Annotated in this window: 10 protein-coding genes; all 10 read right to left on the reverse strand. The window is 67.9% G+C overall.

Annotated features, from left to right (window positions below; all coding sequences use genetic code 11):
* Nucleotides 1-62: 62 nt before the first annotated feature.
* The 10 genes from S58_RS23905 to S58_RS23950 all read right to left on the reverse strand — a co-directional run bounded on the left by S58_RS23905 (nucleotide 63) and on the right by S58_RS23950 (nucleotide 12,354).
* Nucleotides 63-2,063, reverse strand: a complete 2,001-nt coding sequence (locus tag S58_RS23905) for a methyl-accepting chemotaxis protein (RefSeq protein WP_015667950.1) — start codon at nucleotides 2,061-2,063, stop codon at nucleotides 63-65.
* Nucleotides 2,064-2,535: 472 nt separating this feature from the next.
* Nucleotides 2,536-3,879 (reverse strand): methyl-accepting chemotaxis protein, encoded by a 1,344-nt coding sequence (locus tag S58_RS23910; RefSeq protein WP_015667951.1) that lies wholly within the window; start codon nucleotides 3,877-3,879, stop codon nucleotides 2,536-2,538.
* Between the two features lie 124 nt (nucleotides 3,880-4,003).
* Nucleotides 4,004-4,492, reverse strand: a complete 489-nt coding sequence (locus S58_RS23915; protein ID WP_015667952.1) for a cytochrome c-type biogenesis protein — start codon at nucleotides 4,490-4,492, stop codon at nucleotides 4,004-4,006.
* Between the two features lie 5 nt (nucleotides 4,493-4,497).
* Nucleotides 4,498-6,477, reverse strand: coding sequence for a heme lyase CcmF/NrfE family subunit (locus S58_RS23920; RefSeq protein ID WP_015667953.1), 1,980 nt, complete (start codon nucleotides 6,475-6,477; stop codon nucleotides 4,498-4,500).
* A complete protein-coding gene (gene ccmE / locus S58_RS23925) occupies nucleotides 6,474-7,025 on the reverse strand; it encodes a cytochrome c maturation protein CcmE (protein ID WP_042340182.1) in 552 nt (183 codons plus the stop codon). The genes S58_RS23920 and ccmE overlap by 4 nt, the downstream gene beginning before the upstream one ends.
* 22 nt (nucleotides 7,026-7,047) lie before the next feature.
* Entirely contained in the window at nucleotides 7,048-8,151 is a 1,104-nt protein-coding gene (gene ccmI / locus S58_RS23930; RefSeq protein WP_015667955.1) for a c-type cytochrome biogenesis protein CcmI, read from the reverse strand.
* Between the two features lie 138 nt (nucleotides 8,152-8,289).
* The gene (locus S58_RS23935) at nucleotides 8,290-8,559 is read right to left on the reverse strand and encodes a hypothetical protein (RefSeq protein WP_015667956.1); all 270 of its coding nucleotides are present in this window, start codon (nucleotides 8,557-8,559) and stop codon (nucleotides 8,290-8,292) included.
* Between the two features lie 109 nt (nucleotides 8,560-8,668).
* Entirely contained in the window at nucleotides 8,669-10,132 is a 1,464-nt protein-coding gene (locus tag S58_RS23940) for a hypothetical protein (protein WP_042340183.1), read from the reverse strand.
* A 110-nt stretch (nucleotides 10,133-10,242) separates the two neighbouring features.
* Complete coding sequence (locus S58_RS23945) at nucleotides 10,243-11,619, reverse strand: sensor histidine kinase (protein ID WP_042340891.1); 1,377 nt, start codon at nucleotides 11,617-11,619, stop codon at nucleotides 10,243-10,245.
* 60 nt (nucleotides 11,620-11,679) lie between these two features.
* Nucleotides 11,680-12,354, reverse strand: a complete 675-nt coding sequence (locus S58_RS23950) for a response regulator transcription factor (RefSeq protein ID WP_015667959.1) — start codon at nucleotides 12,352-12,354, stop codon at nucleotides 11,680-11,682.
* Nucleotides 12,355-12,640 lie beyond the last annotated feature (286 nt).

Consider the following 12,640-nt stretch of genomic DNA (forward strand, 5'->3'; position numbering starts at 1 on the left):
GCGGATTACGCTGCGCTAATCCGCCCTACGCGTCCGCGATCGACGCGACTCTTCGTGCCACATCACGCCGCCTGCAACGACCGCAGGAACCTGCTCACCTCCCGCTTCAACCGCCCGCTCTCCGCCGACAGCGAGCGTGCCGCCGTCAGCACCTGCGACGATGCCGAGCCGGTCTCCGACGCGCCGCGTTGGACGTCGTCGATGTTGCGGGAGACGCGCTGGGTGCCGTTGGCGGCGTGCTGGACGTTGCGGGAGATTTCCTGGGTGGCGGCGCCCTGCTCTTCCACGGCGGCGGAGACGGCAGCTGCGATCTCCGACAGGCGGCCGATGGTGCTGCCGATCTCCTTGATCGAGCCGACCGACTCCTCGGTGGCGGCCTGGATGCCGGAGACCTGCTGGGCGATCTCGCCGGTGGCTTTCGCGGTCTGCTCGGCCAGCGCCTTGACCTCGGCGGCGACCACCGCAAAGCCACGGCCGGCCTCGCCCGCGCGCGCCGCCTCGATGGTGGCGTTGAGCGCCAGCAAATTGGTCTGGCCGGCGATGGAGCTAATCAGCTCGAGCACGTCGCCGATGCGCGCGGCGGCCTTCGACAGGGTGCCGACGCGCTCATTGGTACGGTTGGCCTGCGCCACCGCCTCGCCGGCGATGCGGGCGGATTCCTGCACCTGGCGGGAGATTTCGCTGACCGAGGACGACAGCTCCTCGGCGGCGGAGGCGACGGTCTGCACGTTGGACGAGGCTTCCTGCGAGGCGGCCGCGACTTCCGCCGACAGGTCCTGGCCGCGCGTGGCCGTGCTGGTCAGGGTGCCGGCGGAGGCTTCGAGCTCGCTCGAGGCATGCGAGACGGCATCGACGATCTCGCCGACCGCCTGCTCGAACTGGCGGGCGAGCCTGGCCATGTCGGCCTTGCGCTGCTGCTCCTGCCGCGCCTCGGCGTCGCTGTGCTCGGCGCGCAGACGCTCGGTCTCGGCCATGTTGTCCTTGAACACCTGGATCGCCTTGGCCATGGCGCCGATCTCGTCGCGGTTGCCGCGACCGGGAATCTCGACGGCGACATCGCCGCTCGCGAGCCGGCCCATCGCCCGCGTCATCGCCGCCAGCGGGCCGACGATGCCGCTGGCAATCAGGAAGGCGACGAGGCAGCCGAACAGCACCGCAACAATGCCGACGATGATCTGCATCGACGTCGTGTGCGCGATCGCGCTCTCGGCCGTCATGCGCGAGCCGTGATATTCGGCATTCACGCCTGTCTCGGCGGCCTTGAGCTTGTCGATGCTCCCGGCGATCAGCGGCTCGATGGCGTTGGCATAGACGTCCTCGGACTTGAGCGCCGCGGCGGCGGTGGCCTCGAACGCGGTCTTGTTCAGCTCCAGCGAGGCCTTCACCGGCGCGATCGCGGCGAGGACGCTCGCCGGCGGCGTCGCGCCCTCCAGCGTGGCGAGACGCTGCTCGACATTGTCGACGCCGGCGCGGAAGGCCGAGGCCGACTTGGTGTCGCGCAGCGCCAGGAAGCGCCAGGTCGCGATGCGCACGAGCTGGAGGCGGGAATCGATGTCGGCGACCGCCGTCATCACCTCCGGCTCCTTGCTGATGCGCGCCGCGATCGAGAGTTTTGCGGTCTTGGCGGCAAGGTCCTCGCCGCCCGGCAGCAGCGCGGCGCGGCCGGACTTGATCTGCTTGACGGCGGCGCTGAGCGCGTCGCGCTGCGTCTGCATCTGGGCGATGTCATTGAGGAGCTCGCCATAGAGCTTGCGCCGCTCCGCGGACAGCGGGTCCTTCGCCGCCGCCTGCAGCAGCTCGGTCGCAGCCGCTTCGCGCTCGGCGGCCTCCTTGAGGGCCGGCTCGTTCGCGTCGTGGATGTAGCGCAGATTGGCGCGCTGGATCGCCTGCAGATGATTGGAGATCTGCAGGATGCGCGCCGTGCTGTCCGACAGCGCCGACATGCTCGCGACCTGGTCGCGGATAGCCCACAGGTTCCAGACCGCCACTGCGGCCATGATCACGCTGACGGCCACGAGCGCCGCGAAGCCGGCGTAGAGGCGCCCTCTGATCTTCAATTTCATCATGTCCCCGTCCGCTCCCCCCAAGAGCGGCAGGCGGGCGAACCGACATCACCCCGCGCCTGCCTTGCAGCGGCCACCTGATCCGGCGACTCACAGCTGTGCCTATGCACGATGGGGGATATTTACTAATAGCGGGTTAGAGGGTACCGCGCGGGCGCTACGTAGCCCGGATGAGCGATAGCGATATCCGGGTTCACATCGGCAGCGCGCGAGACCCCGGATGTCGCTATCGCTCATCCGGGCTACAACACTGCCGGTGTGACGCGAGCGGCCTCGACAAAATCCGCTGTCGTCCCCGCGAACGCATGCGTTCGCAGGGATGACAGTGGAGGGCTGGGTGACGGCTTCGCGTCATGGCGGGCGACAAGCGTAGCCCGGATGAGCGGAGCGATATCCGGGTTCACATCGGCAGCGCGCGAGACCCCGGATGTCGCTTCGCTCATCCGGGCTACGGGAGTCGTGCCCGCGGCGATCAGCTCGCCTTCACGCTCACGATGAACGCATCGACCTCGCGCTTCAGGGTTTCGGCCTGCTGTGACAGGTCGCCGGCGGCGTCGCGGGCGTCGGTGGCGAGGCGGCCGGTTTCGGCCGAGGTGGAGGTGATCTGGGCGATGTGGTTGGAGACCTCGAGGGTGCCGCGGGCGGCTTCCTGGACGCTGCGGGAGATGTCCTGGGTGGCGTTGCGCTGCTGCGAGGTGTCGACCTCGATGCCGGACATGATGGCGCTGATCTCGCTCAGGGTCGTCGAGATGCCGTCGATGGCGCCGCGGGTCTCGGCGGTGATGCCCTGGATGCTGGCGACATGCGCCGAGATCTCGTCGGTCGCCTTGCTGGTCTGGTTGGCGAGGTTCTTGACCTCGGAGGCGACCACCGAAAAGCCGCGGCCCGCCTCGCCGGCGCGCGCGGCCTCGATGGTGGCGTTCAGTGCCAAGAGGTTGGTCTGCGAGGCGATCGCCTGCACCAGCTGGACCACGGCGCCGATCTTCTCGGCGGCGTCCGACAGCGAATGGATGGTGTTCTTGCTCTTCTCGGCCTGCGAGGCCGCGCCTTCGGCACGCTGGGTGGCGTCGGAGACGCGGCGGCTGATGGTGCCGATCGAGCTCGTCATCTCCTCGGCCGATCCGGCCACGGTCTGCACGCTACGATTGGCGTGGTTGGCGGCGGCCTCGACCGCATTGGCCTTGGACGAGGTGTCATTGGCGGCGCGCGACAGCGTCTCCGCATTGCTCTTCAGCCGCACCGCCGACGCGGCCACGCTGCCAACGACGCTGGCGACGAGGTCGTTGAAGCTGTGGATGCGGCCGTCGAGAAAGCGCGAGCGCTCGCCCTGGCGCTGCGCCTCGTGCAGCTCGCGCTCGGTCAGGCGCTGGCGCTCGATGCCGTTGGTCTTGAACACTTCGAGCGCGCCGGCGAGCTGGCCGATCTCGTTGGTGAGGCCGAGACCCGGAATGCGCGTGTCGAATTTCTGGTCGGCGACGTCGCGCATGGCGCTGACCATCGCGGCGAGCGGACGCAGGATGCCGTTCTGCACGGCGGCATAGGTCATCAGGCAGACGGCGCTGGCGAACACGGCAATCGCGACGCAGGCGGTGATGAAGTAGGAGAACGCCGACTGCGCCTGCTGATAGATCAGCATCGCATGATCGCGCGCCGGACCGCTCAGATTGGCGAAATCCGACGACAGGCCGGTGATCTGGTTGTTGAGATACAGCACCGCGATGAAGCCGGTGCCGCCGCCGATCGCCAACAGCATCAGAAGCGAGGCCACGACGCCCCCCACGAGGAAGCGGATCGTCAGATTGCTGTTGGAGAACATTTGGCTTTGCCTGGACGCGTCACATGAAGGTTCGCGCCAAAGTTTCAGACAAAGGTAAAATAAGATGAAAGCTCCTGATCGTTGCGACTACGGAGGCCTCGCCCGAAGCCCGTAGAATTGCGGATCAGGACGCCGGCGGCTGCTTCTCGGCTGCCATCAGCGCGGCGAGCCGCGCCTCTTCGTCAGGCGTCAGCTTCGGCGCGGCCTCCGTGCCGCGCTGGCCGCGGCGGCGCACCTGCAGCCACAGTGCGAGGCCGCCGCCGAGCAGGAGCACCGGGGGCAGCAGCCACAGCAGCAGGGTCTGGCGCTCGAAGCGCGGCTTCAGCAGCACGAACTGGCCGTAGCGCGCGACCAGGAAGTCCAGCACCTGATTGTCACTGTCACCGGCAGCAAGGCGCTCGCGCACCAAGAGGCGCAGGTCGCGCGCCAGCGGCGCGTCGGAATCGTCGATCGACTGGTTCTGGCAGACCATGCAGCGCAGCTCGCGCGACAATTCGCGGGCGCGGGATTCCTTCGCCGCATCCGACATGATCTCGTCGGGCTGCACGGCATGCGCGGCGGGGACCCCGAGCAGAGCCAGCGCCAGCAGCGCCGAGCTGAGAATACCTCGCATCCGCCCTACTCCGCCGCCTGCAGGCCGCGCAGGCCGCGCGCCGGCTGCGGGGCGCCGACACGCAGCCGCCGGTCCGACAGCGAGAGAAGTCCGCCGAACGCCATCAGCACCGGGCCGAACCAGATCAAGAGCACCAGCGGCTTGTGATAGATGCGCACGGCGAGGCCGCCATCGGCGGTGGTGTCGCCGAGCGAGACGTAGAGCTGGCTGACGCCGCGGGTCATCAGCGCCGCCTCCGTCGTCGACATGCCGCGGGTCGCAAAGCTGCGCTTGCTCGGCGTCATCACGGCGAGCTGGCGGCCGTTCTCGCTGATCACGAAGGTGCTGACGACCTCGGCGAAGTTCGGGCCCTGGCGCTGGGTCATGCCGTCGAACTTGATCTGGTAGCCGGCGAGATTGCGGATGTCGCCCGGACGCAAGGTGCTGATCAGCTCGCTATTCCAGGTGGTCTCGCAGACGATGCCGAGCAGCGCGACGCCGAGGCCGGCATGCGCGAACGCCGTGCCCCACACCGAGCGCGGCAGCCCGCGCGTCCGATGCAGCGCGGTCTTGAAGGGGACACGCGCGATGCCGCTGCGCTCGACGAGGTCGACGACGGCGCCTGATATGACGAACACGCCGAGGCCGATGCCGAGCGGCGCCAGCGCGCTGCCGCCGCGCGCCCAGGCCCAGGCGATTGCGATCGCGACCAGCGCGGTGACGCCGGCCGCGAGCAGCCGCTGCATGGCGGCGACGAGATCGCCGCGCTTCCACGCCAGCATCGGGCCGAACGGCACCATCAGCAGCAACAGTGCGAACAACGGGCCGAAGGTGAGGTTGTAGAAGGGCGCGCCGACCGAGAGCTTGAAGTCGAGCGCCTCCATGATGACCGGATACAGCGTGCCGAACAGCACGGTGGCGCAGGAGACGGTGAGCAGCAGATTGTTCAAGACCAGCGCGCCCTCGCGCGAGATCGGTGCGAACAGGCCGCCCTGTTTGAGCGCGGTGGCGCGGCCGGCGAACAAAGTGAGGCTGCCGCCGATGAACAGCACGAGGATGCCGAGGATGAAGACGCCGCGCGTCGGATCGCTGGCGAAGGCGTGCACCGAGGTGATGACGCCGGAACGCACCAGGAAGGTGCCGAGCAAGGATAGCGAGAAAGTCAGGATCGACAGCAGGATGGTCCAGACCTTGAGCGCGTTGCGCTTCTCCATCACGACAGCGGAGTGCAGCAGCGCGGTGCCGGCGAGCCAGGGCATCAGCGAGGCGTTCTCGACCGGGTCCCAGAACCACCAGCCGCCCCAGCCGAGCTCGTAATACGCCCAGTACGAGCCCATGGCGATGCCGAGCGTCAGGAAGATCCAGGCCATCAGCGTCCACGGCCGCACCCAGCGCGCCCAGGCCGCATCGATGCGGCCTTCGAGCAGGGCTGCGATTGCAAACGAGAACGAGATCGAGAAGCCGACATAGCCGAGATAGAGCATCGGCGGATGCACCGCGAGGCCGATGTCCTGCAGCACCGGATTGAGATCGCGGCCCTCGATCGGCGGCGTGGCCAGGCGGGCGAACGGATTCGAGGTGGTCAGGATGAACAGATAGAACGCGCTGGCGACCCAGGCCTGCACCGATAGCACGCGGGCGCGCAGCGACGGCGGCAGATTGTTGCCGAAGGCCGCGACCATGGCGCCGAACAGCGCCAGGATCGACACCCACAAGAGCATCGAGCCTTCGTGGTTACCCCAGACGCCGGTGATCTTGTAGAGCAGCGGCTTCATCGAGTGCGAGTTCTCGAACACGTTGGCGACGGAGAAGTCCGAGGTCACGTGCAGAGTGATCAGCGCAATGAACGACAGGCCGGCGAACAGCAATTGCGCCAGCGCCGCCGAACGGCCGACATTCATCAGCGCGACGTCGCGCTGGGCAGCGCCCAGCATCGGCACGGTCGACTGGATCAGCGCCAGCGCGAGCGCCAGCACCAGGGCATAATGTCCGCTCTCTGCAATCACTGCGTCGCTCCCGCGGTGCTCTTGTCAGCGCCCTCGCGCATCGACACAGGACTTGGACTGGCTGCGCCGGCTGGACTGGCTGCGCCGGCTGGTTTGGCCGCTTGCGGCTTGCCGTAATCGTCCTTCCAATGGCCCTGCTTCTTCAGGCTGTCGGCGACTTCCTTCGGCATGTAGGTCTCGTCGTGCTTGGCGAGCACGGTATCGGCCTTGAACACGCCTTCAGCATCGAGCGCGCCCTCGGCGACGACGCCCTGCCCTTCGCGGAACAGATCCGGCAAAATGCCCTTGTAGGCGACCGGCAGCTTGGCGCCGCCATCGGCCACTTCGAAGCTGATGGCGAGATCGTCGCCGCGCTTCAGCGAGCCCGGCTGCACCAGGCCGCCCAGGCGGAAGCGCTTGCCGGGCGCGACATGCTTCTCCGCGACCATGGTGGGCGTCGAGAAGAACACGATGGAGTCGCGCAGCGCATTGAGCACCAGCCCGGCTGCGACCGCGAGCACGAACAGCGCCCCGCCGATGATCGTCAAACGCCTCTGCTTGCGTGTCATGCCCGTGTCCCGTTGGTCCCGCTCATCCATCAAGCCCGAAAGTCTTCACGCCCTCGTTGAGCTGCCGCAACCGCTCAGCGTCTCCCGACACCGCCTGCCGCGCATCCGACAGCGCGCCTTTGGCCTTGTCGAGATCACCCATCACGACATAGGCGCGCACCAGCCGCAGCCAGCCCTCGACGTCGTCGCCATTCTGCTTCAGCCGCGTCGCCAGCCGCTCGACCATGCCGCGGATCATCGTATCGCGGTCGTCGGCGCTCATGTCCTTGGCGGCCGCCATCGCCTCGCTCGGCAGCGCCGGCACCTCGCCGCCGCCGACCCGGCCGAGCGCAGCGGCAACCAGCGGCCGCCACGGCGCATCCGCCGGGGCCTTGCCCAGCATCGCCCGCCAGATCCCGGCGGCATCGTCCTTGCGGCCGTCCTGCTCGGCGGCGAGGCCGAGATAGTAGTTCGACTTCGGCTCGTCGGCCTCGAGCGCATGAGCACGCTCGAACTCGGCCTTCGCCTCGGCGGTGACGACGCCGCCGGCGGCGGCCGTGATCATCTCGCCGAGATCGGCGCGCTTGGCCGCGCCGTCGCCGGCATAGGTGATCATGTTGCGGTAGGCGCGAATGGCGTCCTCGGTGCGGCCGAGCCGCGCCAACACCGGGGCGAGCACGGTCCAGCCGCGGCCGTCGGTCGGGTTCTTCTGCAGATGCTGCTCGACCTGCGACACCAGCGTTTCCAGCGGCTGCGTGCCGTTGGCGGGCGCCGCGCGCGCGGTCAGCGGAAAGTCCGGCAATTGCGGCGAGCCGAGCGGCAGATAGACGGCGAGCGCCACGATCGGCAGCCCGATCAGCGCCAGCACGGCCGCCGCCCGGCGCAGGCCGAGGCTCGGCGTCACCGCCGCCTCGCTGTCCTGGTCCGCGGCAGCCAAAAGGCGGCGGCTGATCTCGACCCGCGCCGCCTCGGCCTCGACCTTGCCGATCAGCCCGGTTTCGACGTCGCGCTCGATCTCGGCCAGCTGGTCCTTGTAGACGACGACCTCGCGACCACCCGACGCGGCCCGCGCGCCGAGCCCGAGCGGCAGCAGGACGGCGAAGATCGCCGCGGCCGTCATCACGGCGAACACGAACCAAAGCGTCATCGGACAGGGTTCCAGTCAGCGCCAACCGGCAGGCGCGCCTCGCGCCGCTTTTAACCAGCACCGTTCCCGGCGGCAATTCACATTTGCCGCCGTGGTACCCCAGCCGTCCGCGCTGAAAAACTCAGGAAGATTACGTAATTAGGGGACCTCGAACTCGGCGCTCTTGGCGAGATAGCTGCCGTGCCCGTTCAGCGCCACCAGGAAATAGGTCCCCGGCCTGACATGCTCGGTGAGCTTGATCCGCAGCGATCCGACCGGGACCGGCGAAGCAATGGTGGTGACGGGGTCGGGGAGTGGCGCCCCGCTCGTCTTGTCGACGAGCACGACCTTGGCCTTGATCATGAGGTTGCGATAGGTCGCGCACACGACGCGGTTCTCGACCTCGACGAAGTTGATGATGGAAATCATGGTCTTGATGAAAAAAGGCTGGACTTGACGAAAGGAACCTATGCGTGGCCCCGGGCCGGGGTCAACCTAAAATTGCAAAATCGAAATCGATGGAATGATAGCAGATGTATCAGCCGGCGCGCGACGATTTTCGCTCGCCGCTCAAGGCATTTTCGGCCGCGCGGCTCATCAATTGTGCGTAGTCGTTGCCGAACAGGACGTGGCAGAAGCGGATCGCCGCCGAGACCTGCGACTGCCGGTAGGCCCGGGCCCGCGCGTCGCCGGAGCGCAGCGACTGCACCAAGGCTTCGGTCGCTTTCTCGACATATTGCTGCAGGTCGGAATAGGTCCGCAGCGTCACCTCGTTGATCGCAAGCTCGCTCGCATAATTGCGGCACACCGCGACGAACTCGATCAGCGCCGCCACCTCCTCGACCTCGCCGCCGTCGACGCCGGCACCGGCCGGAATGTCCTTGTCGGCGCGCTGGCGCAGGATGCGGCGGGCGCGGCCCGGCACACTGTCGATCTCCGATTGCAGCGCATTGGAAATGTCGGCGCGGATCGCCGTGAGCTGCTTGCCCCAAGTCGATTCCGAGCGCAGGTCGAGCTCGGTGCGCAGGCCACGGACGCCATCATGCAGCGTCTTCAGCGTATCGCCGAGATTGGCGAAATGCCCGCGCCGGATGTCGGCGCGCAGCACCGTGGCGAGGCCGGCGAGATCGTTCAGCGCAATCGTCACGGCGACGCCGAACGGGGTCGCCGCAACCCGGAGCTCGTCGTCGGAGGCGGCAATCTTGGTAGCCAGGCGGATGATCTGCCAGGGCGCGGCGAGCCGCTGCATCACCAGCGACAGCGCGAACGGCAGCATCAGCGGCGTCTGCAGCGACGGCACGTTGATCGCCTCGGTGACCGAGGCGATCTGCGAATCGCCCAGCGCACGGATGATGCCGGGCAATCGCCCATTCAGGCCGTCGAGCGCCTCGCGGTTCTGCAGCACGAGCGCGATCGGCAAAAGATCCTCGATGACGCTGGGGGCGCCGATGCGGGCAAGCAAGCGCTGGCGGTCGCCAGTCGCGTTCGGGCCGACCAGCTTCATCAGCGCCTCTGCGGCGGCAAGCTGCAGCTTGCGCGCGGCCAACTCGACCTCGCGCGAACTCTCGCTGGAGGCCGACATCGCGGCGTCGAACTCGGCGTATCTCTCAGGCGCGCCTTCGCGGCCGAGCCACTGCCATACCGACAGCAGCGAGGCGCGGCGGATCTGGCCGGGTCGCAGCGGTCCGGTGGAATCGGTGAGGAACGGCTCGAGCGGCCGGAATAGCCGGCGCGGTCCGTCGCCGCTCTGGCGGCGCTCGTCGCGCGGCTGGGTCCGCACGGTCTCGACGGCGGGCGGAGGCCGGACCGGCTCGGCGGCAGGCGCCGGAGCCGGCGGCGCGGGACGCGCCACCTTGCGCAACTCTCCGAGCACCAGCGTGGCCACGGCCACGTCCTGGCCGCGCTCGATGGCGCGCTCGAATTCGCGCATCAGGAGCGACTGCGCGTTCGGCGGCAGCTGCCCGAGATATTCCCTCAATCGCTCGTGAGCTGTCTGACCCATGCGCCGGCGTGCAAATTTCCACGGCGAGAGCGCACATCGCGCACCCCTGCCCGGACCATAGCCCCCGCGGTATTAAGAACACCTTTAGGATGGCGAGATTCGCCGCCCTGTCAAACGCCGGGCAGCCTCAGCTCGGCCCGCAGGCCGCCGATCGGCGCATCGCTGAGCGCCAGATGGCCGCCATAGAGCGCGGCGAGGTCGTTGACGATCGACAGCCCGAGCCCCGATCCCGGCTTGGATTCGTCGAGGCGCTGGCCGCGGCGCGAGACCTGGGCGCGTTCAGCGGGCGACAGGCCCCGCCCGTCATCGTCGACCACGATCCGCAGCATCGGCGCCGCCCCCGGCTTGGCCGGCGTTTCGACCGTGACCTCCACCGAGACCCGCGACGTGGCCCATTTGCAGGCATTGTCGACCAGATTGCCGGCCATCTCCTCCAGGTCCTGGCGCTCGCCGCGAAACCTGGCGGCGGGATCGACCGTCGCCTCGACCACGATGCCGCGCTCGCGATGGATCTTTTCCATGGTGCGGCGCAGCGCCTCGATCGCCGGCGCCACCTCGGTGACGGTCGAGACGATGGTGACGCGCGCGGCGATTCGCGCCCGCTCCAGATGATGGGCGACCTGGTCGCGCATCACGTCGGCCTGCTCCATGACCTTGGCCGCAAACGGATCGGCCGCGTGGGTGGTCGCCTCGTTGACGATCACCGACAGCGGCGTCTTGATGGCGTGGGCGAGATTGCCGACATGGGTGCGCGCGCGCTCGACGATCTCGCGATTGGCGTCGATCAGCGCGTTGGTTTCGCGCGCCAGCGGCGCGATCTCGACCGGAAACTCGCCCTCCAGCCGCTCGGCCCGGCCGGAGCGGATGTCGGCGATCGATTCCGAGATCCGCTTCAACGGCGCGAGGCCGTAATTGACCTGGAAGACGGTCGTGAGCAGCAGCACGATACCAAGCGCGGTGAAGGTGCCGCCGAGGTAATAGTCGAAGCTGCGGGTCTCGTCGAAGATCTCCGAGGCATCGCCGGCGACGCTGACTAGGAATTTGCCGTCGGCGCCGAGATCGACCGGGCGCTCGACCATGCGCAGGTCCTGGTTCTCCGGTCCCTCGACGTAACCGATCCGGATGCCGGCCGCCGTCAGCTCGATCCCCTGCTCCTCGAGCTTGGGCAGCTTCTTGTCCCACAACGAGCGGGAGGCCCGCACCTCCGGCTTCTCGGTGTCACTGCGGGTGATCTGCCAATACCAGCCGGACAGCGGCAGCTCGAACAGGGGTTCGCCGAGCGACTGGAATTGGCGGTCCGGCGGGTCGTCGGGGGTCGCGACCTCCGCGATCAGCGTCCGCAGATAGAGGTTGAGCCGCCGGTCAAAGGCGCGCTCGGTCGCGTTGCGATAGACCGAGGACAGCACGATGCCAGTAATGGCGAGGATGACCACGAGCCACGCGGTCGCGGACAGGAACAACCGGGTGGCAAGTGAACTCTGGCGCATCATCGCAAATTAGCGAAACGACCGGCGCCCGGCCACCTCGAATGGCGGACGCCGCTCGGATCAGGCGCTGGCGGCCGGCGGCGGCGTCAGCAGGTAGCCGAGGCCGCGGACGGTCTGGATCACGTCGCAATCGAGCTTCTTGCGGATACGGCCGACGAAGACCTCGATGGTATTCGAGTCGCGGTCGAAGTCCTGGTCGTAGAGATGCTCGACCAGCTCGCTGCGCGAGACCACGCGGCCGGAATGGTGCATCAGATAGGACAGCAGGCGGTATTCGTGTGAGGTCATCTTGACGGGGTTGCCCGACACGCTGACCTTGCCGGTGCGGGTGTCCAACGTCACCGGCCCGCAGGTCAGCTCGCTCTGGGCATGCCCGGCGGAGCGGCGCAGCAGCGCGCGGATGCGCGCCAGCACTTCCTCCAGATGGAACGGCTTGGCGACATAATCGTCGGCGCCGGCATCGAAGCCCTGGACCTTGTCGCTCCAGCGATCCCTGGCGGTCAGGATCAGCACCGGCATCGCCCGGCCATTGCGCCGCCACGCTTCCAGCACCGAGATGCCGTCCATCTTGGGCAGGCCGATATCGAGCACGACGGCGTCGTAGGGCTCGCTGTCGCCGAGATAGTGCCCCTCCTCGCCGTCGAAGGCACGGTCGACCACGTAGCCGGCGTCACTCAACGCCGTGGTGAGCTGACGATTGAGATCCGGGTCGTCCTCGACAACGAGCAGACGCACGCTTGCCTCCAGAGCTGAACTGCACGATTTCCGCCCTCAAGATGAACCGGAAGGCCGTGAACCCCGCATGAACGGAACCCGACCCACGACGTTACTTTTTGGTCATCTCGACGTGGCTGGCCGGCAAGGGCCGACAGAATTGGGGCGGATATAAGCTCTGGACTGCGGCAATGAAAAGCCCGGCCGTGCGGCCGGGCTGAAGCTTCTGAGACGGTGGGCGCCGCTCGCCGGTAAGGGTTATCCCTGCCCGGCTCAGGCCGAGCTGAACGATCCCGGCTCCGTGCAG

The sequence above is a fragment of the Bradyrhizobium oligotrophicum S58 genome, assembly GCF_000344805.1.
GTDB classification, from domain to species: domain Bacteria; phylum Pseudomonadota; class Alphaproteobacteria; order Rhizobiales; family Xanthobacteraceae; genus Bradyrhizobium; species Bradyrhizobium oligotrophicum.